This is a genomic window from Altericista sp. CCNU0014 (assembly GCF_044923475.1).
Taxonomy (GTDB): domain Bacteria; phylum Cyanobacteriota; class Cyanobacteriia; order Thermosynechococcales; family Thermosynechococcaceae; genus JAAURS01.
This window is the reverse complement of record NZ_CP137338.1, coordinates 1,173,597-1,195,437: the sequence shown is the minus strand read 5'-3', so window position 1 is coordinate 1,195,437 and position 21,841 is coordinate 1,173,597. Positions and strand designations below refer to the sequence as shown.

Sequence of the window (21,841 nt, the reverse complement as noted above, 5' to 3'; positions counted from 1 at the left end):
GCTTGATTAACCTTGGGGCAGGTTTAGCACAGGGAGAACTCGCTGCACTGAGTGCCGCTTTCCTCTGGGCATTAGCGTCGGCGGTCTATTCCAAATTGGGGCAGTCGCTCTCGTCGCTTCTGCTCAACCTGAGCAAGGGGGTCGTCGCAGTCCTGCTCTTGCTCCTCACCCTCGCGATTCACGCAGAGCCAATCCCCGCAATTCCGACGATGCCCTTCATCGCCTTGAGCCTGAGCGGGATTGTGGGGATTGGCTTTGGGGATACCCTCTACTTTGAAACCCTCCAATGTCTGGGGGTTCGCTTAACCCTATTGTTTGGGGTACTTACTCCCTCGATTACAGCAGTATTGGCGTTATTGCTGCTGCACGAATCTCTGTCTGGCTGGGCCTGGGTCGGAATGGGCCTAACCCTCGTCGGAATTGCCTGGGTCATTCAGGAACGCACCGTTGGCACTGTTCCCGCAGCGCGATCGCAAATGGTGCGCGGCGTGGGACTGGGACTGCTTTCGGTCCTCATCTTTGCGGCGAGCGCGTTGCTGTCGCGCGGGGCATTGGCAGAAACCACGGTCACCCCGCTGTGGAGCGCAATTATTCGCTTGGGTGCCGGGGTCGCGAGCTTGACGATCGTCGCCATCGCTAAGCCGAAGGCGCTCAAGGGCTGGCAGAAATTGGGACATAGTGCGGTGGGATTACCCCTAGCGGGTGCGGCTTTTTTAGGCACCTACCTGGGCATCTGGTTTCAGCAAATTGGATTTAAGTATGCGCCAGCGGGAATAGCCCAAACTCTCTTGGCGACAAGCCCTATTTTTATTCTGGGGATGGCGCGTTTAGCGGGACAGAAGGTGAGTTTACAGTCTTGGGTGGGTTCGGCGATCGCCCTTGCCGGCGTGAGTTTACTGCTGATATTAGGCTAGCGAACATCTTGTCCAGGCAAAATAAGACGGAACGGCGGGCGATCGAGCCTCAGCTATAATTTAGAGACTGATTGTTAGACTAAGTTATCTGAAGGGAAATCAGATGAATCTATCGCTTTTGCGACCAGTACCTGTTTCTACTCTGACATGGCATATTTTGTTAGAAACCCTCGATCGAGGGCAGATTGCGGCCTGGGTAGCAGAGTTTCCTGAGTGTAAGGTTGTAGCAGAATCTCAGGACGCGGCGATCTTAGCCTTGGAGGATCGCTTGAATCAACGTATGGCTTCCATCCAAGTCATGCCATTACAACTGTCGTCTGGAAATCCTACCCCCCCCTGGTCTAGCTTATGCGGGATCCTGAAAGATGATGTAAGCTTTGCCGAATGGAGCGATCGTTTCTGGGCACAGAAACAGCGAGATGATATTGAAGAAGATGAGATACTATCCGTTGAAGACAGTTTGAGTACTCTGTGAGTCTGTGGATTTTCGACACCGATCATATTTCCTTAGTAATGCGAGGTTATCCTCAGGTTGTTTCGCGCTTGGGACAAGTTTCTGCACAGACTAGCACCACCATCATTACAGTCCAGGAAATTTTTAATGGATGGGTTGGGGAATTAAATCAGGCTAGTGCAACGCCAAAAACAATGCTCGATCAATATCGTCGCCTCTACCTAGCGATAGAGTTGCTGAAGCGTTTACCTATTCTGGAATTTAATGTATCCGCTTTCAATCTATACGAAGATCTGCTCAAGCAAAATCCAAACCTTCGCAAAAAACGATTGCAAAAGGACATGCGGATTGCATCGATCGCCCTTTCCCTTGACGCCACAGTCGTTACCCGCAATCGTCGAGATTTTGAGCAAGTGCCAGGGCTGAAAATAGAAGATTGGACAGTTTAAGAAAATCCTCAGTCTCCATTTGCCGGAGGGGTCTGTAAAAGGGCGCATTCCATTGGGCTTCGTGCGGCCAAAGTAACCCTTGCCGCAATGCCGCTCGTGCGCCAATGGTGTCGGGCTAAACACTTTATGCAAGGATGAATTCTGAAGCATCCTACCGTCAGATTAGCCCTCTATGTCAAACCCTGTATGTGTCAACGTTCGAGTTCCGGCAACCACCGCCAATATCGGCCCCGGCTTCGATTGCTTAGGGGCCGCGCTTACGCTCTACAATCAGTTCCAATTTACAGCCCTACCTGGCTCTAGGGCTGACAGCCTTCCCAGCCTTGCCATTGAAGTCGAGGGAACTGAGGCGGATCGGGTCGGTCGCGATCGCCGCAATCTTGCCTACAAAGCCTTCTGCTATTTTTTCGAGCACGCGAAACAACCCATCCCCAACCTGCACCTCAAAATTAGTCTTGGGGTTCCGCTGGCACGCGGGCTGGGGAGTTCAGCTACGGCGATCGTCGGTGGACTGGTCGCGGCCAACGCGCTGGCAGAAAATCCGCTGAGCCAAGCGCAGATTTTAGATCTGGCGATCGCCCTCGAAGGCCATCCCGATAACGTCGCGCCCGCGCTGCTGGGCGGGTGTCAGCTTGCTGTATTCGACCGACCGACCTCCGCCTGGACGCTGTGTCCCGTTCAATGGGCGGCAAACGTAGTGCCCGTCGTCGCCATCCCGGACTTTGAGCTATCCACCGAAGCCGCCCGTGCCGTCCTGCCGCAGCAGAGTTCCTATGCAGACGCGATCTTTAACATGGCCCATTTGGGCTTACTAATGAAAGGACTAGAGACAGGTCGGGGGGAATGGATTCGAGTTGCACTGCAGGATCGGCTGCACCAGCCGTTTCGGACTGCGTTAATTTCGGGATTTTCTGAAGTTCAAAATGCAGCGATGGATGCAGGCGCCCAGGGGTTAGTCATTAGCGGGGCAGGACCAACGCTTTTGGCTTTATGTACGCCTGAAGTCGCTCCAGCAGTGGCGGCACAGATCCAAGCAGCATGGGGGCATCAGGGTATTACGGCCCGAGTTGCCACGCTTCAGCTCGATTTAAAGGGCGCTATTGCACAGCCCGTATCCGCTTGAGGACGGTTCTTCTAACCCTTAGCAGAAACGCCGTGCAGTAGAGTCTCGGACAATTACTCCAACACTTTAGGTTTCGCATGGGTCAAAGGTTATGCATCAATCGTCCGTAAGAACTCAGTACGAGAAGCGGCAGCTTGCATTTTACCAATGCCTGAAAGGGCTGCAATCTCAAGAGACGGTAGAGGGCATGGGCCACGTCGCACTCCATTTTTTGCGGGAAAGTTTCCAATTTGACCTGATCTGGATCGCTCAATACGAGCCTCAATACCAGGTTTTGAGCGGAATTGACGGTACCCTGCCCAATGCCGAGCGCGATCGCGGAATTCTCCAGCAAAAGCAGCCGATATTGCCGGGAGACCTATTCGATCAAGTTTTATTGACGGGAACCCTTACAGAAGTTCCAAACCTCAAGCAAGAGCAGCGAGCAGGGGACTGGCAAGTTATTGCAAATCGCCAAAACATTCAAGGGACAGTTGTGTTGCCGATTCGCTATCGTCAGCGATCCCTGGGCATCGTGCTGGTGGGTACAACCCTGTGGGGCGGCCATCCGCGCTCTGAGGAAATGATCGAACTCAAGATGTTTGCAGGAGCGCTGGGTTCGGAATTGGACCGTCTGGCCAACCGTTCTTCAAGTCAATCTACGGAACGCTCTCAGCTATCGATAGGGGGGATGAGCCAAATTTTAGCGGCTGCAACCTTCGACGAGCGGCTCAAGCTTGTTTTAGAACAGGTTCATGGAACCCTTCAGCCTTCGCGGGCTTGCCTGTACTGGTTTGATGGAGAGAATCAGGTGTGCAGGCTCCACGATATCTATGTCGGACCGCCGCTCAAACGAGCGGGGTCTAAATCTCTCCCCCATGTTGAAATACCGCTTCAGGCTATTGCAGCTTTTTACCAAAACAGCCTGCAGAACCAGCTCGCAGCCATTTCGGACGTACAGGGTTTACTCAACAGCAATCACGCTCCCACGCGTTTGATGAACTTAACGCGGTCTCGGGCTTGGCTGAGCGCCCCGATCGTGGAGCGGGGCAGGCTGATTGCGGTACTAGCCGCAGAAGCAAACGAACCCCGACTCTGGAGCGACACGGACAAACAATCGATACAGCTCCTCGCGCAGTTGATGGGGCAGGGAGATCCAAATCGCTCCGCAGATGCTTCGATCGGAGGAAGCGAACCCTCGGGACTCAACGGATCGCTCAACGTCCTTCGCGAAACCTATCAAGATTCGCAGCAGTGGGACAAGACCTTACTGCATTGCCTAGAACTCCTCGGACTTCAGTTTGCAGTGCGGTGGGCTGCAATCTTAACCCACCATCCAGAAGATCGAGATTTTAGGTGCCGCGCCCAATTTTGTCATAAGAAAAAGCAGCCCCTCCCGGATCGATTGCCAGCCTTGAGCGAGGTCGATGCAAAAATGTTGGGGCGGATGTCCGAAACCATTGCAGTGCAGTCTCTGGAACAAGACCTGCGGCTTATGGCCTGGCGACAGTCTTTGAGCGATCGCGGCGCGCAGTCTTTTCTGCTGCTCAAGCTCGACCCCAATGCAAAGCAGAGTTCGTTTTTACTCTTAGCAACAGACTTACCCAGAACCTGGACGCCGGAGGAAATTGCGGCTGCGGGGCATTTTGCGGGTCCTCTGGAGCAGGCGCTGAGCCAACGCAACCAGTGGCTCAGCGACACAGACCAAGTCCGGTTTATGACGATCCTAAACCAAGGGCTTCAGACGGTACAGCAAACGCCGCCGGGAGATGCGCTTTTTACAGCAACAGCCCAGGCACTACATCAGCTCCTCGAAGTAGAGTGCGTTGCAATCCTACGCTGGTCGCCCGATCGACCGGAGGCAACGATCGCCGCCCTCCGCAATGACTCTAAATTCCACATCGATGTGGAAACCCCCATTGATTGGAAAACCGATAGCTTTTTGCAGCGACTGCTATCCCAGGCGGCAAACGCGGCCTCAAAAACGGCTACCGTGCCGCACCTTTTGACGGCCCAGGGTTCCCTAGAGGTACTGGCAGCTCAAAATAGCGGCTGGCTGACGGGGATGGGTCGGGTAGAAATGCTGAGCGTACCGCTGCAAATATACCCAGACGACCCTTGCCTGGGACTGGTGCTGGTCCTCGACAGCCGCCGTCAGAACTGGTCGGCCCTCAGGCGCGAGGGAATACAGCTCTTGACGCGAGAGCTGGCAGCCCACCATCGATCGCAGTTTTTGCTGGAGCGCCTAACCCAAAAACAAGAAACGTTAGAGTGTCTCAACTGGTACAAACAGCGGCACCTCGAGCACGTATCGCGGCTGTGGACGGAGCAAATGCCTAAATTCCAGAGCCTACTTTCATCTGAGGCGGGGCTAACGGCAGGCCCAGCCGGACTAAAAAGTCGCAATCGCAATCCTGCGGGAGAACTTTATCAAGCCTTCAACCAATTAGAGAGCATCCTCAAGACCGAGGTTTGGGAACTTCAGCTCGAACCAGAGAACCTCTCTGTTGCAACGTTGCTGCGGCGATCGCTGGAACGCATCGAGGAAGTGACGCGAGTTCGACAGCTTTGGACTCAGGTGCATAATTTGACCCCAAGCGTATCGCTGCAAGTTTCGGGGCACAAATTAGAACTAATGCTGGTCGAGCTTTTGCTGGCTGCCTGCTATCGCTCTAAAGTGGGCGATCGCATCGATATCTGGTGCCGCGCCTTACCGGAGCAGTGGGTCGAAATTTCAATTACCGATAACGGTCGCCTCAATCCGCTGCTGATCCAGGCGATTCGGCAACCGGTATCCGAGAGATCTTTCAATTCATCGGTACTGGAGTCCGCTCCTGGACTGCACTTTAAAGTCTGCCAGTCTTTGGTCGAGCGCTTTGGCGGCCAGATCGAGCTGGCTCAGCTCGAAGACGGGCGAGCTTTGAGCCGCCTGATCTTACCCTTAGGTTCGCCAAATTAGGGGTTGAGCCTAGGCCGTCTTGGGAGCTAGATCGAACAAAACAAGCAGCGTCGATCGCAACGCTGCTTGAAAATTAACTCAATATTTTGCTAGGGTTCGGTATTCAGCCCTAACCGTTCGATTGAGGGTTGGTTGGAGACTGATAGTACACCTTAGAACCCCGATCCGGTACAAAGTGACAGGCCCAGTAAGAGCGCGCAAAGCTTTTCCAGATCGGCTCGTCGGACTTGCGATAGTAGTCGCCCAGAATGGGCTTAATGGCTTCTGTCGCGGTTTTGAGATGGTAGTGCGGCATATTCAAGAAAATATGATGCGCGACGTGGGTACCGATGTCGTGATGGATGGGATTGATGAACCCGTAATCCCGATCGATGGTAGACAGCGCTCCTTTGAGGAAATACCAATCATTACCCCGATACCAGGGAATATCTGGCTCGGTATGGTGCAAGAAAGTAACCAAGTCCAGCCAAATCACGAAAATAACGTAGGGCACCAGGTAAAACTTCAGCAGGAATAGAAACCCAAACTGAAAGCCTAAATATCCTAGAAACCCGACCATTGAGAAGTACAAAAAGGAACTGGTCAAAACATCCCACTTTTCCGAAGGCCGGAACAGATCGCTGTTGGGATGGAAATGGGAGCCTTTGCGATCGGGCGATCGCCGAAACAAATAAATCGGGTAAGCAATCAATGGCGCGTAAAAGCGCCCGAATTTCTCGGCCCAAGACATTTCGTTGTATTTTGTCTCCGGCACGGGATACCAGCTTTCATCGGTATCGATATTGCCGGTGTTGGCATGGTGGGTTCTGTGGCTGATCCGCCAGCCGTGGAACGGCACCAGAATGGGCGTGTGGGACAGATGCCCGACCAGGTTATTGAGCCACATGTATTTGGAGAAAGAGCGATGACCGCAGTCGTGACCCACTACAAACAAAGCCCAAAACATCGTTCCCTGCATCAGCCAGAAAACGGGGTAAAACCACCAGGAGTCTAGGTAAGCGGCGATCGCGTACAGTCCGGCAATAATGCCCAGGTCCAAGAAGAAATAAGCTAAAGACCGAAACGTAGAAGGCTCGAAACAATAGGCTGGGATCGCATTTCTGAGGTCTTGAAGCGAAAAGGGGAGTTCCCCTTTGCGGGATGAGGGATCCGCAGGAGCGGACGGGTTAATAACGGTATTTAATTGCACGAAGGTTCCGAATTGACGCAACATTAAAGGCCTACATCCCGCGCTTGACGGGCTACGCTTCAAGAAGCCTTGAAGCGAACAATGCAGGCTGGCAAGCGAGTCAATTGTAACCTTTTATAAACTTATTTCACAGTCCTTTGAGAAGCCAGCCAAAGGCAATCGCGGCGATCGCCCCAATTAGCGTATTCAGGACGTTCACCAGCTCGTTGGTGAGCCAGCTAAATCGATGCTGTAAAGTAGCGCCAATTACGCTTTCGAGATTGGTGGCAATAAACGCAGCCAAAATGCAAATCCCGACGCCCACCGGAGAAATAAGACCCGCGCACGCGCCGACGAGGGCGATCGCCACTGACCCGACGACTCCGGCCAAGGTGCCCTCTAAACTCACGGCGCCTTCGGTGCCGCGCGGGACGGGCTTGAAGGTGGCGATCGAAACAGTGTGTTTGCCATAGGCTTTTCCAATTTCGCTGGCGGCGGTGTCCGAAAGCTTGGTGCTAAAGCTGGCGACGTATCCCAGTAGCAGCAAGTCGTGGAAAGACTGGGGCAACACCAACGTCCCCAAGGCACAGAGGGTCGCGACCAGAGCAGAGCCCCACACGTTTTCCGGCCCGCGCGCCCCAGAACGTTTTTCAGCAATGCCAGCAGCTTCCTTTTCGGCCATACCGATTTTGGTCGCGCCAGAACCGACCAAAAAATAAAAAACGACCGTCACATAGCCAGGCCAGCTCAGCGTGGCCCATACAATACTCCCTAAAATCCAGGCGTGGAATAGCCCCCCAGGCGTCAAGAGTTTTCTGATGACGGGCCAAGCCATCAGCCCCAGTCCTAGGGTTAATAGCGCGCCGACGAGCCAAGGATTCCAGGTCTGGATACCATAGATAAAATCTGCCATACGCTAATAGCCGAGGAAAAGGGTGTGCCGCATGGAATCGAAAAAGCAGCAGGGAACAGGTTCGATCCTATTTCACCTAGCGTTTCCTGTCACGGATATTTCTGAAACCAAGGTTTATTATGCCGACAGGTTGGGCTGCGAGGTGGGTCGCGAAAGCGAGAGTTCGGTCATCCTCAATCTATACGGCCACCAGCTTGTCGCCCACGTCACGCCCGAACCGATACACCCTCAAAAGGGAATTTATCCCCGTCATTTCGGGCTTGTTTTTGAAGCAGAGGCGGATTGGGAAGCATTGCTGGAACGCGCGCAGTTCCACGCGCTCAAATTTTATACCCCGCCTAAACTCCGCTTTGAAGGGCTCCCGTTGGAGCACCGCACGTTCTTTCTAGAAGATCCGTTTTTCAATCTGCTGGAGTTTAAGTTTTATCGCCATGCATCCGCTATTTTTGGCGATCGCGAGTTTGCCCGAGTGGGAGAAAGCGATTTTTCAAACCACCTCTAAACGAGCGGTGCCTCAATGCGAACCCGAAGCTAACGGCTCAGCGCTAGCTGCCTCCAAACAATTCTGGAGGGATTTAAGTAAATCTTGCTCCAGGTACGGCTTGGTGAGATAGTGGTTCGCGCCTAAAAGCTTGGCAATGCCGCGGTGCTTATCGCTGCTGCGCGAGGTCAGCATAATAATGGGCAGCGTCGCGGCAGAATGAACCTTTCGACAAGCACTCAAAAACTCGAATCCATTCATGGTCGGCATTTCTACGTCGGAGAAAACGGCTTTGATGTTGGGTTCTTGGCGGAGCTTCTCCAGTGCTTCTTTTCCATCTCCGGCTTGGACGACTTGGTATCCGAATTTTTGCAGCGTCAGGGTGAGGTTTTGGCGGGTAGTGAGAGAATCATCGACCACTAAGATGGTCTGCTGGTCCCGATCGATCGGCGGCGCGGGCACTTGCGGCGGCACGGGCGAAGCGACCTCAGTCGAAGTTTGCCAGTTTGGCATCAGCGCGGCGCTGTCGATCACTGGCACCAAGGAACCATTGCCAAGGATGGCGCAGCCGTAGAGGTAGGGAGGGGGTGCGGCGACGGACCCAAAGGGTTTGATGACCAATTCCTGCTCGTCCACAATCCGATCGATTAGGAGCGCAATGACACCCTTACCGCTGGCAATGAGCAATAGCGGCACTTTCCCACCTTGCGGCAGAGACATAAATCGCGGTTTTTCAGCAAAACCGCCGGGAAGGGGATAGTTTTGGGAAAAGGTAGACGTCGAATAGAGCGGAATCTGCCGATCTCCCTGACAGTAGAAGGGTTGACCGTCCACGAGCTGCATGTCTTTGTCTGCCGCAGCGACAATGGAAACCAGCGTATCCACTGGAATTGCCATATATTGCGCTTCGACGCTAAATACCAAGAGCTTGGCAATGGTCAGGGTCAGCGGGAGACTGATGGTGAAAGAAGTTCCCTTGCCGAGTTCGGAGGCGATCGCAATGCTGCCCTTGAGCGCCTGCACTTGTTGCTGCACTGCTGACATCCCCATTCCTCGACCGGAGAGTTCGCTCACTTCGGCAGCGGTCGAAAAGCTGGGTTCGAAGAGAAAGTCGTAGAGCCGTTCTGGAGGAGCGGTTTCGGCCTCCGCAGGGGCGAGCAAACCTCGAGCGATCGCCGTAGCGCGAATCTTGGCAGCGTCGATGCCTCGACCATCGTCGCGAACTTCGATAATGGTTTGGTTGCCTCGATGATAGGCCCGGACTTCGATGGTAGCCTCGGCAGGTTTGCCTTGGGCGATGCGGCTCTCGGCAGATTCGGTCCCGTGGTCGAAGGCATTGCGAATCAGATGCACCAGCGGATCGTAAAGTCGCTCTAAGATCGCTTTATCGACTAAGGTTGAAGTCCCGTATTGCTTAAACGTAACCTGCTTGCGATACCGGGTGGCTAAATCCCGTACCATGCGCGGAAAGCGATTCAGAATATCTCCGAGGGGAATCATTCTGGCCCACATGAGGTCGTTTCTAACCTGTTTGAGCGTTTGCTGTTTTTTGCGCTGGATCTGTTGGGACTGCCGACTAATGAGGGCGATGTCGCCAATGCTCTCGTCCATTTGAGCGATCTCTTCGAGGGATTCCTGAAGCAAGGTGTATAGCCCGCTGTAGGAATCCATCTGCAAGGCATCGAAATCTTGGAGAGAGGCAAGATCTGGATTTTGCCCGCCTAGAGCAGGCGCAGGATGAAGGGGCGAAAGCTGGCCTCTCACCTCTGAGTACAAACTTTCATCCATCCAAGTTTGTAAATTCTTACTCAGTTCTTCAAAGCGAGTAAACTTTTGCTGCAATCGCTTAAGCGTAGCTTGGAGCTGTTGGCTTTGCAGTAAAGCTCCGTTTTCTTGAGTGATCAATTCGCCGACGAGGTTATCGATCTGCTCTAGCCGCAGCACATCCACCCGCACCGAGTCAGCGATGTAGGCATTGGACGAAGTTGCAGCTTTCTGATTCGATTTAACTGCGGGCGTTATATCTACAACTTGACGGTTCGATTCTAAATCGATCGCAACTTCCTGCGAGGGTCGCTCGATCGCCGTTTCTAGCTGGGATGCAGGATTTAATGCCGAGCTTTCTGATGCGTTGACGTCCTCAGAGGCGGGTAAGAAGTTCCAGTCCGCCGAGGACAGATCGATCGCACCGCTGCCAAAGATATCTTCCAGCTCGCTATTGCTATCTGCTGAAGATTCCAGAGGTTGGCCGCTCTCTTCTTCTGTCTCAAAGGCAAACTGACCGAAGATCGCTTCCAAGGCTCCCGGATCGGCAGAGAATTCTGAGGCAGTACTTTCGTTAGAAGATTCTACTTCTGGTTCTGCATCTGGTAATTCGACTGGTAATTCGATGCAAGCGGTTTCGCATACGTCAAGATCTGCCTGGAAGGCCAAATCTCGATCGGAAAATCCGCCGTACAGACTTTCTAGGTCCGTTGATGGGAAACTACCAAAGGTATCTTCAAGATTCTCCAGATCCGTCGATTGAAAATCACCAAAAGTATCTTCGAGGTTCTCCAGATCTGTCGATTGAACGTTACCAAAGGTATCTTCAAGTGGATCTCGATCGCCAGTCGCAGTTTCTAGCGCCGTCCGATCTGCGGTCGATGCTTCGAGATCTCGATCGGGTGAGGGTTGGCCGAGCGCGAGGAGTGCGGGACTGGGGCTGCCGCCTTGGGTGCGATCGCCGTCCATCACGCCTGCCTGAGCGGCTTGAAAACACTCGACGGCTAAGCAACCGATTGCAAGCGCCTTGTCCGGGTTGGCATTGAGCGCTTGAATGGTCGCCTGGGCGATCGCGCTAAAGCCTGCCAACCCCAACAGATCCCCGATGCCCACAAACACTTCGGATGTAGCCCGGATTTCCCCGGCGAGGGGTTCTACGCCAGGCTGCTTCAAAATTTCTGTAATGCGGTCAATCCCCCGTCGAACATCCCCAGAAAACACCTCATAAACGATGTCTACTCCCAGCTCGGCTGCGGTCGGCAATTCCACATCCGCATCCATGTCCAGTTGAAAAACAGCTTCGATGAGGTCGAAAATAGGTTCGGCTTTTTCCCAAGCAGCAACTTCATCGTACTGGCCTGTTTGGAGCTGCTCCATCAGCGGCAGCCGCAAGCAGTCGTAGGCTTGCAGGAGTGCTTCGTCGAGATCCGCATCTAGCGGCTCCGTCCGGCGATAGAGCGCGCGAAACACGTCCTCCATCTTGTGGGCAATCTTGCTGATGCCGTGAAGTTGAACGCTACTGGCTCCCCCCTTAATCGAATGGGCAGCTCGCATTAGTTCGTGAATGTGGGGGATATCGTACTGCACGCGCAGGTTGAGTAGTCCGTCTTCCAAAGTCTGCAGTAGGTCTAGCGCTTCCTGCTGGAAGAACTGGTAGGCCCGATCGCGAATGGAAGGTTCAGTCATCGTCATGGGAAAAAACCTCGCCCTGAATTAGCTAACCTTAAATTGCGCCACGCTGACCTGTAGACTTTGCGCCACTTCCAACAAGCGACCGAAGGAACCCGCCATATTTTCCGATTGCTTCGAAGTATCCGCTGCAATGACGGCCACGCCTTCCATGGTCTGGCTCACGGTCGCAGACGCTTCCGTTTGCTCAGCCGCAGCTCGCCCAATTTCTTGAATGAGCGCGTTGACTTGGGTACTCACCGCAGAAATCTGCGTCAGTTTCTGACGAGATTCCTCCACCAGTTGCGTTCCCGCCACCACTTGTTCCGTCCCGGATTCCATGGCCGTCACCACTTCATTGGTTTGGGTTTGAATTTCTTCTACCAAGGATTCAATTTCAGCCGTTGCGGCGGCAGATTGCTGCGCGAGGGCGCGCACTTCTTCTGCTACCACGCTAAAGCCTCGACCTTCTTCCCCTGCCCGTGCGGCTTCAATGGCGGCATTCAGCGCTAGGAGGTTGGTTTGGGCGGCAAATCCGCTAATCAGGTTTACCACTTTAGAAATCTTCTGAGATGCTTCGCCCAAGCGCTTCACCTTTTTAGAAGTTTGCGACACCGTTTCGCGAATGGTGGAAATCCCCGCGACGGTGCGGTTCATGGCGTCGTCTCCATCCTTAACTGCTGCACTGGCTAAGCGCACTTGCTGCTCGGCCTGTTTCGCAAACTCGGATACTCCTTCGCTGGTTTGGGTCACGACTTGAAGTTGCTGGAGCGCGTTGGCGATCGCCAAGGCTTGCTCGGTCGCTTCATCAGCCACCTTTTGCACGGTCGCGGCATTTCCCTCAGCCGTGTAAGTTACAGAGGCAGCAGCATCCTGCACTTTCTGCACGATTTGCCTGAGGCTGCGAATAATGGCGTTGTAGGAGTCAGCTACCGTCCCAATTTCATCGGGCGTGACATTGGCCCGAACGGTTAAATCCCCCCGGCTGACCGGATCTACTTCAATTAGGAGTTCCAACGCTCGTTTTTGAAGAAATTCCTTTTGCTGCTTTTGTTCTTGAGCGCTAGCGTCGGCATCCATGCGAGCCTCTTGCCGTGCCACCTCCAGTCGCTCAGTTTCGGCTTTTTGATTGTCAATCAGCGTTTCTAGCTCCGCCGCCATCTTATTGATGTTAGCGCCCAGTACGGCAAGCTCATCTTCTCCGGTCACATTCACGCGAGCATCCAATTCGCCCTGCCCAATTTTTTCCACCGCTTGGGCCGCTGCCTGCAAGGGACGAATAGCACGGTCTGCTAAGTATGCGCCAATTAACCCCACTAAGATCGCCGCTGCCGCCGTCCCTAATGTGAGAGACAACTGAAGATCGTTGACTGATTTGAATGCATCTTTAGTGTTGACGTTGTAGGCAAGGCCCCACTTCAGGTCAGGCATCCCTTGGAATGCTTTTGTCGCGACAAAAGCATTCAGAGTTTGCGTATTCCCAAGGCTGGCATCATTCCCGATCCAAACACTGGGGGTTCCAGTCGCTCGGCGTTCGGCCAACTGATTGGGAAACTCCTCCTCAATATTTTGATTCACCACATCTTTCTCTCTGGCCATAAAGATCTTGCCAGAGTCATCAAAAAAGTGATAGTTCGTTTGAGTTGCCTCGTCCCCATAACTGGTAATGACTTGCTCTAAGTCTTTGACGGGCATCCGCGTCCGGATGACGGCAATGGTTTTACCTGTCACAGAATCTTTAATGGGAGCCGCAAAGAAAATATTGGCGACTTTCGTCACTTTCGAGATAATGGGTTCGCTCATGTAGGGTTTGCCAGTTTTGAGCGCGATCTGAAAATACTCGCGGTCCCAATTGTTTGCAGGTGCTTTTTCTTTGCCCCCGTTGACAATGAGATTGCCGTCCAAGCCATAGACCGCAATGCTGTCATAGATCTGATAGGTTTCGGCAAACTGCGTCAGAACTTTCTGTTTTTCCTGGAGGCTTACGGCTGCGCTCAGACTTGCGTTGCGTAAAATGGGTAGATTGGCCAAAACTTGGACGTCACCATATCGTTCAAAGACAAATCGGGTGAGTTTATCGACTGCCTCAACTGCTTTGTTTTGGTGGGTATCGACAATTTGTTGCGTCACGGTTTTGCTAACCAGATTGAAAGCAATGCCGCCTACGCCCAGTGTAGGAATTGTTCCTAGGGCGATCGCCAGTATCGTAGCTTTGGCTCGCAAGCTCAGCGCGTACCACTTGGACGTGTTGGCAATGCGATCGCCTTTGGTATTAAAGGTCTGGCCCCGATAAGTCAGAAGCTTTTCCTCAGATTGCTCGGATGCCGACCGCTTGGGAATGGATGCATCGGAAAAATCTGGCGCGTCCGAAGATAAATTATTCATGACCATATTGAGCGCTCTCCTGCATAACAAATCAAAATGTTGTAAAGACTCGTTTCTGACTCGATGGAAGCCAGTCGTATCGATGTCAAACACGACCGAAACAGCAATCTCCTCGAGGAGATTGCCCAGCCGTCAAACTTAGAAAATTCCGCGATCGCTAGGTTGCAGCGGCAACCTCAGTATTCACTGCAAACTATTCATAATTGCTTCAATATCCAAAACCCATCCACCCTCTTTAAGATCCGCCCAATACCCTTGGACGTAAGGCTCGAGCCTTGGAGAATGCGATGGCTGCTTGAAATCGGGTTGAATGCGATCGCGATCGCACCACAGCATTCGATCGACCAGCTCCACACCTAACCCCAACGTTCGGCCCTCGTGGCGCGCCACAATCGTATTGACTTGACCTTTTCGCAAATTCTGGACGTAGAGGGGCTGGAAACCCAAAAGGCACCCCAGATCGGCCAGCCATAATACTTCTCCTCGCCAATTACAAACGCCCATCATGACTGGGTTCGTCCCGGAGATGGGCACAACTTGGCTCAAATTCAAATTCAAAATTTCAGCCAGATACTGGGTATCTACCATTGCCTGAATATTGCCGGGGAGTTGAAAGCGCAGAAATTGCTGCAGCGTTTCTGGAGGGGAGGGTGGCAGGGGAGTGGAAGTAGAAGTACTCATTGCTTTAGCCTTGAACCAGCAGCTTCACGGTACGCACTAGGTCTTCCGGCGTAATGGGTTTGGTCAGATACGCTGCAGCCCCCTGCTTCATTCCCCAAAACTTGTCCATCTCGCTGTTTTTGGTAGAGCACATCACAATTGGAATGTTGGCCGTGTTTGAATTTTCCTTTAGTTCTCGGCACAATTCAAAACCGCTTTCTCCCGGCAACACGACATCCAGGACAATCAAATCCGGTCTGAGTTGGCTCAGCTTCACCTTAGCCTCTTCGCTACTGACGGCCTGAATAATTTCAAAGCCTGCATTTCTGAGGGTACCGCCAATAATGACGGCCTCAGTCATGGTGTCTTCTACAAGTAATACGGTTGCCATTAATGCTACTTCCTAATCGACCTAAATACATGTGAGCTTCATTGGTGAAGGCTCCCTTATGTTTAGGTTGCCCTTTCTGCTCGCCAAATCACCGAAGTCAAAGTTTTTGGTAAAACTTTACAAAATTCTATTGAAAAACAGTTCGATTGATGGATTGTGAAACGACTTCAGATGAATCATCTATCGGCATTTCACTGAGAAATTTCTGAACCACTTGCATAACCCTAACCGCCTCAGGAGGTTTGCTCAAGAAGTCGGTACTGCCCGCCACTTTAGCCCGGAGGCGATCGATGACGCCATCGTGTCCCGTCAGCATAATAATGGGAAGTTCTTTGAACAAAGGGCTTTTGCGAAGAAAGGAACAAAGTTCGTACCCATTGGTATTCGGCATGACTAAGTCTAAGAAAATCAACTTTGGCTTTTTTTGTAAAAGTATGGTGAGGCTTTGTAAAGGATCGAGAATGCTGAATACTTCATAACCTAGGGGGTTGAGAATGGCCTCCAGTTCCTTTCCAATGACGGGACTGTCATCGATACAGGCAATTAAACCTTTGGATTCAATCGGCTTCACCACAACTTGCGGCTTAAATCCGGGAAAGACTGCATCGGGAATTGTATTGAGTCCCATAATATCGTCTTGCACGAAAGGGATGAGGGAACTGACGACCGTGATGAAAGGTTTTTTCATGATCAGTGCCACATCCCAAACCGTATTTTGTCCGGTGAGGACCTTCGTAAGACCTTGATAAACCCCTGGAGAAACGATGCTTTGAAGTTTTTCAGGTTGTTTGACAACAGGCGCGAGATCGGGAGAAACGTCAAACTGCCAGTCGCTGAGATATTGAGAAATCGCTTTACGCCACTGCGCGCCCAAAATTGACGCGTTTTCAACCACTCGATCGACGTCTAACCAAACAAACTGCTGCGGTAATGTCGTTAGAGGACTCCACTGACATTGAACGTCAGACCGATCGATGATGCAGAAAAAGACTTCTTGAACGTAATTGGCCACAATCGCTTTGGCTTGATCGGGGGTCATGACGCCTGCTTGGACGGCCAGATCGATCGTTCGAATCTCCCAGTATCCAGCTTCTTCGGAATCTGTCATGATGGCTGCGGTCCTGCGGATCCAGTCCTGAGTCATCAAAGGGGGACAAAACTGCTTAACTGCTCGAAACCATCGGCGGTTCCGATGCATCCCGCCAGTCGCCCAAACGACGCGTCCCATATAAAAGTAAATGTGCCACGTACTCGAACGTGGCTGATTCACCTGAGCCACCTCAAGCGCGAGCTTTCCAGAGAGCTGCATCATTTGAATGCGTTTCAGTTCCTGGAAAAGTTTTGTCATGACCGTGATATCGTTACCCACCGTTCTAACCCCTTAACTCCCTTGAGAAATTTGTCCGAGACGAAAACCTTGAATGGATACAGCGATGTCTTACAAAAAGGACTTTCTGGATAGACAATCGGTGCTCCGCATTTGTAGACAGAGTATAAGATCCGAAACGCAGCTCTCCCACCAGGATCGCCGGTCGGAAGAAACCCATCAAACCCATCCGTAACGGACGGACGATCCGCTAGAAACCGCCGAACGCTCAAAGCTTCTAAGGATGATTGGCTGAGAGGCAGGTCATGGCGCATGAGGTTGGCTGAGGGCCATTGCATCGATCCATGGTTCCCTTTTTTACAACCATCTTTTACAAATCAAAATTTATGTAACGCGCAGAAGCACGACGCGATCGCCGACTGACGCGCTCGAACGGGGCTGGAGTTGCGTTGCGGGGGGCGATTTCGTGCGATCGTCCCATCAGCGTCTCAAATTAATCCGGCTTTTTTGCCACAATCGTGCGATGGCGAGGATCGCTCGCAACTGTGACAGGCGGAGCAAACCCCGCCTGAATCGAGGCCGCCTCTACATCAAACGTGTAGTAGTCGTCGCTCCAAGGTTCCGTGCTTTTCATGAGGGTAAACAGCACTGGCGGCAGATTTTGAATCACGGGCGACTGCGGGTTGTTATCCACAATGGCCAAACATCCCCCCGGACGGAGCAGGCGCAGGGCCTCTCGAAAAATGGCGCGACTGGCCTGGCGGGGTAGCTCGTGAATGAGAAACTGAAGCGTCACCAGATCGAACGCACCATCGGGGAAAGGGGTTGCTTCGCCGTTCCCGTGAACCCACTCGCTGACTTCCCGGTGGGAATCTCTCGCTCGAGCCACCGCTAGCATGTAGGGGGAAAGATCCAATCCCACAGTATTCACCGCAAACCCCTGGGCGCGCTCGGCATAATAGCGGTGCAGCGCCAGCGTAGAGATCCCGACGGAGCAGCCAATATCCAGAATATTTTTGACCTGCTGAGGGCCGCGATCGCCCAGCACGGCATGAAAGCTCGATCTCAGCCTATCTTGGGCCGCCTGCCAAGTTAGCTTTTCGTCGCGCCACACTCGCATGGCCATTGCGTAAGTCGCAGACTCTGCTTCAAAGGCGGCCAACCAGCAGAGGTTGCCTTCGTCGTAGGCATGGAAGGGGACGTTGTAGTAGTCGGGATAGACAATGCTGGGATTGGTACTGCGATCGAGCTGGCTCTGTATCCCTGAAGCCTCGAAGTCTCGAACGTTCTGCCGCCAAGGGATGCCGTTTTTTTCAGCCGTGTCGATCAGGACCTTCCGCGCCTGCTGCTTCATGAGTCCGTAAATGGGCTTGGTTTTAATCAAGCCATTGACAACTTGAGACAGGAGGTTGGCACCAGCCCAGTCGGGCTTTAGTTTTGCGGTCATCGATCTCTTTTCAACCCTTGGGCTTACACGATTTCGGTTTGGAGAGGCTGGAACGATCGCGACATCACGGCGCGCTCCGCTTTGCCCCATTGTACAGCCCGTATTCGCGGATATAAGCGGCGATCGCCGGAATCATCCCCTCCTCTACCTGGGTCTGCCGATAGGCCGTAGAAGACACATCCGGCCCCACAAAATCCGCCGCTACCGCAAACTGACCGCCTAAATCCTTCAGCGTCTTCAGATCGGCCATCTCGACGGGAAAACCGGGACGCGGCACGATTTGGACGCGAACCGATTGCAGGAGTTCCTCAATGCGGTACCAGCTCGGCAGCGACGCCAACACATCGGAACCCACCACCAAACTCAGCCGAGCCTGCGGCCAACATTGCTGAGCGAGACGGACGGAATTGAGCGATCGCGCATTGCTGAGACGATCGCACAGGTGCACGTTAGGGCAATCTTGCCGGACGGAATCCAGCAGCAGCGCCAGCATTGCCTGCCGATGCACCAAGGGCGTTTGCCCTGACTTAAATGGATTATCGGCAGCCCAAACCGCCACCTCGTCAAAACGAGTCGCCAGCCATTCTAAGATTGCCTGATGGCCCGTCGTCGGCGGATCGGCACTGGTTCCAAAGAGCGCAATCTCAAGCATCGTCTCTGTTATTGCTACAGACTAAACATTGGAACATTTATGGAGTAGCTTAGCGTCACGATCTCGGTCAAGAAGGCTTACAGGTAGAAGCGCTTGCACCGAAGCTTCAAATGATAAGATGTTTCGGAGCTTAGCGCTTAATGCCTTTGCCCAGATAAAACTACTCAGATAAATTACAGAGTGCATCCATGGTGTCATTTGGAACAGTTGGCAGACAGCGGCAGCGTACATTGAGTCTTCGGACTGCCGGTGCAGTTTCTCTCGTATTGGCCCTGCTGTCTCCAGCAGCGGTTCGCGCTCAGAAAGCCGGAGACTTTACCGGTAGCGGCGCAGCGCAACCTGCGGTGCCCGACAACGTGCAGATTATGAGTCCCTCCGGTGGCAAAGGCGGACTTTTTAGTATTGAAGCAACAAAGCGCCTGCTTGCGGAAGCAGAAAGTGCCGTTTCCGCCCAAAACTATAGCTTAGCTGCAACGAAACTCCAGGATGCGCGACAGATTTCCAATCAGCTCTCCAATTTTTACCAGGCCCTAGCTGGGTCCTTTCTAGGCATCGACAATCGCGCTTCGGATAGCCTGCGTCGCAAGGCCCTAGATACCGCCCAAGTGCGCGATCGGTCTACCTATCAGTTAGCCTTGGTCTACCGCGCCCAAAATAAACCAGAACAAGCGATCCCGCTGCTCATTGAAATTATCCGCAGCCAAAATCCAAGCCGAGACCTCGGCACAAAATCTTATCAGCAGCTCTTCGAGCTCGGCTTTGTGGATGTTCCTTTTCGACAGCCAGCCCAACAGCCTCCAGCCCAACAGCCTCCAGCCCAACAATCGCCAGCCCAACAACCGCCATCCGAAAAACTTCCCGTTGAGAAGCTTCCCGTTGAGAAAAAGTGATCGTCCCCTTCGCGACGAACGCTAAGCTTGAAGAACGTGTCGATTGAACGAGGTTACGTTTATGATCGGACCAGATGAGGTTCAACAGTTAATTCAAGCGGGTTTGCCCGACGCGCAGGTGCAAGTGCAAGACCTGACAGGAGGGGGAGATCACTATCAAGCGATCGTTGTTTCATCGGCATTTGCCGGAAAATCTCTGGTACAGCAGCATCGTTTAGTTTATGACGCGGTCAATCGGGCCATGGAAACAGAGCAAATTCATGCGTTTGCGCTAAAAACCTATACGCCAGAAAAATGGGCTGAAGCAGCGGGTGCAGCGGCAATGGCCGACAGTTAGACCCAAGCGGAGATCTTATGTTCCGCTCCATTCAGCAAACCCGCCCAAACGCTTTAAACCTCAACTATTTTGATTGTGTCGTGACTTTAAAGGGATATTTTTTATGAACTCCGAACTGCAAGCGCGAATCGAAGAACTCGTCCAAAACAACAAAATTGTCGTGTTCATGAAAGGCTCCAAGCTAATGCCTCAGTGCGGATTTTCCAACAATGCAGTGCAGATCCTAAACTCCCTCGGAGCGCCCTACGAAACCGTAGACGTCCTTCAAGATGCCGATATTCGCCAGGGCATTAAAGAATATTCCAATTGGCCTACCATTCCGCAGGTTTACATCAATGGAGAGTTTGTAGGCGGTTCGGACGTTTTAATCGAGCTGTACCAGCAAGGCGAGCTCCAGCAGATGGTAGAGGTCGCTTTAGCTTCCTAGGTTGAAAAATATTTTGACAGTTGTTACTGCTGCAGGGTCTGAGGCTCGGCAGCATTTTTTATGGAGCATGAGATCCGTTCAGGTAGGCATCCAACTCATCCAGTTCAATATCCGGCAAAATCAACGTTTCTCGCTCATTTGCTAGCTTGCCAGAACTAAAAGGCGCAACCTTGGCCGGTGCCGGAGTACTGTCACTACTCTTGCTGTCTTGGGTTGATGGGTTAGGGGGTTTAGGGGGTTTCGGAGCTTCCAAAGGAGCTACAGGAGGACTAGAGAACGGAGAATCCGCAGCAACCGGGGGAGCGGGCTTGCTCTTTAGGAGAGTCTTCAGCAGATTGCGGCTAGATTCCAAATAAGACGCCCCACTTTGATTGCCTCGGCGCTCCGGCAGAATAATTTTCTGCATCAGATACTCAATTGTCTCTTCCTTAACCCATCCGCGCCGAACCAGAACCTCTCCAAATCTCAGACCCGTCGTCCCCTGATCGGCCAAGGCAACTTCAATTTGAGAGGCCTTTAGAAGTCCTGCTTCAACTAAATAATCGCCTAAACGCTTACTTTCGACCAAAGAAATTTGGCTTTTACAATCGCGACTATCCCGAAGCGGCATTACCCCGCTCAAATCGTCTTTCCACCCGCACTTCGGGCAATCCCAGTAAGTGGGAGGCTGGCTGGCCTGCGGAAATTGATGGTGACAGTTCGGGCAAACGCCTGTAAAAAAAGGATGATCGTGCAGCACGCTCAGATCTTCAAGGTTGGTTGCCTGCGCGAGAAACTCGACCACTGAATAGCGACGGGTCTCTAAGGATGGCGCTGATGCGCTGGGGGCAGGCGCGGATTCGGAGGTTGTCGAACCCTCAAAGTTGGGATCTTTTGCGATCGAAGGTGGAGCGGACGGAGCAAATGTTTGACGGGACGGAGACGGAGACGGAAACCGTTCGGAAGGGGGCGGTCCCGAGTAAATTACAGGGGGAGTTTGTGCCTGCCGATCCGCAGTCGATTTTATCGAAAACTGCTGCCGCAAGCTCGCCTGGGTTTGACCCAAAACCTGCGTGTAGACCTTAACGCGCGTGACGCGAGCGGGGCGAAGCCCGACCACAAGCTTTTGGACCGTGTCGATCAGCCCCGCATTTTCAGAGTCCGACATGGCAACAATCAAAACATGCAAAGCTTCTTCTTTTTGCTTGACTTTGACATGCGCGCCGCTCGGGATCAGATGGCGGTTTAAATAGACCGACAAAGCCTGCAAATTCCCTTGGCCAGCAAGTTGTAGAATTTCATCGTTAGCCCGTTCAGCCACAAGTCACTACCCCAGTTGGTGAGTCCCTTACTCATAGTACCCATCCTAGCCATTGCAGTAGCCCTAGACGACACTTTTTGCGGAGGGCAATAGAAAACTTATTTGGACTGTCGCTCGAACGCGCGCTACGAAAATAATAAATAGTAGGGTGCG

19 protein-coding genes are annotated in these 21,841 nt (G+C 52.7%); 9 read left to right on the top strand and 10 right to left on the bottom strand.

What is annotated here, in order from left to right; genetic code table 11:
• Positions 1 to 2: 2 nt before the first annotated feature.
• The 5 genes from R6H26_RS06000 (at position 3) to R6H26_RS05980 (ending at position 5,878) form a co-directional block, all read left to right on the top strand.
• On the top strand, positions 3 to 914 hold the full coding sequence (locus tag R6H26_RS06000; protein WP_404789204.1) for an EamA family transporter: 912 nt from the start codon (positions 3 to 5) through the stop codon (positions 912 to 914).
• 103 nt (positions 915 to 1,017) lie between these two features.
• Positions 1,018 to 1,389, top strand: a complete 372-nt coding sequence (locus R6H26_RS05995; RefSeq protein ID WP_404789202.1) for a hypothetical protein — start codon at positions 1,018 to 1,020, stop codon at positions 1,387 to 1,389.
• Positions 1,386 to 1,817 carry a type II toxin-antitoxin system VapC family toxin gene (locus tag R6H26_RS05990; RefSeq protein ID WP_404789200.1) on the top strand — a complete coding sequence of 144 codons (432 nt, stop codon included), beginning with the start codon at positions 1,386 to 1,388 and terminating at the stop codon, positions 1,815 to 1,817. Before R6H26_RS05995 ends, R6H26_RS05990 begins: the two co-directional genes overlap by 4 nt.
• Before the next feature lie 172 nt (positions 1,818 to 1,989).
• Entirely contained in the window at positions 1,990 to 2,940 is a 951-nt protein-coding gene (gene thrB / locus R6H26_RS05985) for a homoserine kinase (RefSeq protein WP_404789198.1), read from the top strand.
• Between the two features lie 91 nt (positions 2,941 to 3,031).
• Positions 3,032 to 5,878 carry a GAF domain-containing protein gene (locus tag R6H26_RS05980; RefSeq protein WP_404789196.1) on the top strand — a complete coding sequence of 949 codons (2,847 nt, stop codon included), beginning with the start codon at positions 3,032 to 3,034 and terminating at the stop codon, positions 5,876 to 5,878.
• A 109-nt stretch (positions 5,879 to 5,987) separates the two neighbouring features.
• Here the strand turns inward: R6H26_RS05980 and R6H26_RS05975 are convergent, their stop codons facing one another.
• Together R6H26_RS05975 and R6H26_RS05970 are read right to left on the bottom strand one after the other, a co-directional pair.
• Entirely contained in the window at positions 5,988 to 7,091 is a 1,104-nt protein-coding gene (locus tag R6H26_RS05975) for a fatty acid desaturase (RefSeq protein ID WP_404789195.1), read from the bottom strand.
• Between the two features lie 103 nt (positions 7,092 to 7,194).
• Positions 7,195 to 7,959, bottom strand: coding sequence for a TIGR00297 family protein (locus R6H26_RS05970; RefSeq protein ID WP_404789193.1), 765 nt, complete (start codon positions 7,957 to 7,959; stop codon positions 7,195 to 7,197).
• A 31-nt stretch (positions 7,960 to 7,990) separates the two neighbouring features.
• On the opposite strand from R6H26_RS05970, the gene R6H26_RS05965 reads away from it, so the two are divergent.
• The gene (locus R6H26_RS05965; protein ID WP_404789191.1) at positions 7,991 to 8,461 is read left to right on the top strand and encodes a VOC family protein; all 471 of its coding nucleotides are present in this window, start codon (positions 7,991 to 7,993) and stop codon (positions 8,459 to 8,461) included.
• 12 nt (positions 8,462 to 8,473) lie between these two features.
• Here the strand turns inward: R6H26_RS05965 and R6H26_RS05960 are convergent, their stop codons facing one another.
• The 7 genes from R6H26_RS05960 to R6H26_RS05930 all read right to left on the bottom strand — a co-directional run bounded on the left by R6H26_RS05960 (position 8,474) and on the right by R6H26_RS05930 (position 18,734).
• The gene (locus R6H26_RS05960; protein ID WP_404789189.1) at positions 8,474 to 11,896 is read right to left on the bottom strand and encodes a response regulator; all 3,423 of its coding nucleotides are present in this window, start codon (positions 11,894 to 11,896) and stop codon (positions 8,474 to 8,476) included.
• A gap of 21 nt (positions 11,897 to 11,917) precedes the next feature.
• Positions 11,918 to 14,257, bottom strand: a complete 2,340-nt coding sequence (locus R6H26_RS05955) for a methyl-accepting chemotaxis protein (RefSeq protein ID WP_404789188.1) — start codon at positions 14,255 to 14,257, stop codon at positions 11,918 to 11,920.
• 183 nt (positions 14,258 to 14,440) lie between these two features.
• Complete coding sequence (locus R6H26_RS05950) at positions 14,441 to 14,938, bottom strand: chemotaxis protein CheW (protein WP_404789186.1); 498 nt, start codon at positions 14,936 to 14,938, stop codon at positions 14,441 to 14,443.
• 4 nt (positions 14,939 to 14,942) lie between these two features.
• On the bottom strand, positions 14,943 to 15,308 hold the full coding sequence (locus R6H26_RS05945; protein WP_404789184.1) for a response regulator transcription factor: 366 nt from the start codon (positions 15,306 to 15,308) through the stop codon (positions 14,943 to 14,945).
• Positions 15,309 to 15,435: 127 nt separating this feature from the next.
• A complete protein-coding gene (locus tag R6H26_RS05940) occupies positions 15,436 to 16,677 on the bottom strand; it encodes a response regulator (RefSeq protein WP_404789183.1) in 1,242 nt (413 codons plus the stop codon).
• 451 nt (positions 16,678 to 17,128) lie between these two features.
• Positions 17,129 to 18,082, bottom strand: a complete 954-nt coding sequence (locus tag R6H26_RS05935; RefSeq protein ID WP_404789181.1) for a class I SAM-dependent methyltransferase — start codon at positions 18,080 to 18,082, stop codon at positions 17,129 to 17,131.
• 64 nt (positions 18,083 to 18,146) lie between these two features.
• Positions 18,147 to 18,734: a nicotinate-nucleotide adenylyltransferase gene (locus R6H26_RS05930; RefSeq protein WP_404789179.1), complete on the bottom strand. Its 588-nt coding sequence runs from the start codon at positions 18,732 to 18,734 to the stop codon at positions 18,147 to 18,149.
• 188 nt (positions 18,735 to 18,922) lie between these two features.
• Here R6H26_RS05930 and R6H26_RS05925 point away from each other — a divergent pair, with 188 nt between their 5' ends.
• The 3 genes from R6H26_RS05925 to grxD all read left to right on the top strand — a co-directional run bounded on the left by R6H26_RS05925 (position 18,923) and on the right by grxD (position 20,388).
• Positions 18,923 to 19,624, top strand: a complete 702-nt coding sequence (locus R6H26_RS05925; protein ID WP_404789177.1) for a hypothetical protein — start codon at positions 18,923 to 18,925, stop codon at positions 19,622 to 19,624.
• Between the two features lie 61 nt (positions 19,625 to 19,685).
• The gene (locus R6H26_RS05920; protein WP_404789175.1) at positions 19,686 to 19,961 is read left to right on the top strand and encodes a BolA family protein; all 276 of its coding nucleotides are present in this window, start codon (positions 19,686 to 19,688) and stop codon (positions 19,959 to 19,961) included.
• Positions 19,962 to 20,064: 103 nt separating this feature from the next.
• Entirely contained in the window at positions 20,065 to 20,388 is a 324-nt protein-coding gene (gene grxD / locus R6H26_RS05915) for a Grx4 family monothiol glutaredoxin (RefSeq protein WP_404789174.1), read from the top strand.
• 58 nt (positions 20,389 to 20,446) lie between these two features.
• Here grxD and R6H26_RS05910 read toward each other — a convergent pair whose 3' ends face one another.
• A complete protein-coding gene (locus tag R6H26_RS05910; RefSeq protein ID WP_404789172.1) occupies positions 20,447 to 21,688 on the bottom strand; it encodes a hypothetical protein in 1,242 nt (413 codons plus the stop codon).
• Between the last annotated feature and the right edge of the window lie 153 nt (positions 21,689 to 21,841).

Coding starts and splice junctions, on each gene's coding strand:
- R6H26_RS05995 (WP_404789202.1), top strand. CDS start 1,018: ATGAATCTATCGCTTTTGCGACCAGTACCTGTTTCTACTCTGACATGG.
- thrB (WP_404789198.1), top strand. CDS start 1,990: ATGTCAAACCCTGTATGTGTCAACGTTCGAGTTCCGGCAACCACCGCC.
- R6H26_RS05980 (WP_404789196.1), top strand. CDS start 3,032: ATGCATCAATCGTCCGTAAGAACTCAGTACGAGAAGCGGCAGCTTGCA.
- R6H26_RS05975 (WP_404789195.1), bottom strand. CDS start 7,091: ATGTTGCGTCAATTCGGAACCTTCGTGCAATTAAATACCGTTATTAAC.
- R6H26_RS05970 (WP_404789193.1), bottom strand. CDS start 7,959: ATGGCAGATTTTATCTATGGTATCCAGACCTGGAATCCTTGGCTCGTC.
- R6H26_RS05965 (WP_404789191.1), top strand. CDS start 7,991: ATGGAATCGAAAAAGCAGCAGGGAACAGGTTCGATCCTATTTCACCTA.
- R6H26_RS05960 (WP_404789189.1), bottom strand. CDS start 11,896: ATGACGATGACTGAACCTTCCATTCGCGATCGGGCCTACCAGTTCTTC.
- R6H26_RS05955 (WP_404789188.1), bottom strand. CDS start 14,257: ATGAATAATTTATCTTCGGACGCGCCAGATTTTTCCGATGCATCCATT.
- R6H26_RS05950 (WP_404789186.1), bottom strand. CDS start 14,938: ATGAGTACTTCTACTTCCACTCCCCTGCCACCCTCCCCTCCAGAAACG.
- R6H26_RS05945 (WP_404789184.1), bottom strand. CDS start 15,308: ATGGCAACCGTATTACTTGTAGAAGACACCATGACTGAGGCCGTCATT.
- R6H26_RS05935 (WP_404789181.1), bottom strand. CDS start 18,082: ATGACCGCAAAACTAAAGCCCGACTGGGCTGGTGCCAACCTCCTGTCT.
- R6H26_RS05930 (WP_404789179.1), bottom strand. CDS start 18,734: ATGCTTGAGATTGCGCTCTTTGGAACCAGTGCCGATCCGCCGACGACG.
- R6H26_RS05925 (WP_404789177.1), top strand. CDS start 18,923: ATGGTGTCATTTGGAACAGTTGGCAGACAGCGGCAGCGTACATTGAGT.
- R6H26_RS05920 (WP_404789175.1), top strand. CDS start 19,686: ATGATCGGACCAGATGAGGTTCAACAGTTAATTCAAGCGGGTTTGCCC.
- grxD (WP_404789174.1), top strand. CDS start 20,065: ATGAACTCCGAACTGCAAGCGCGAATCGAAGAACTCGTCCAAAACAAC.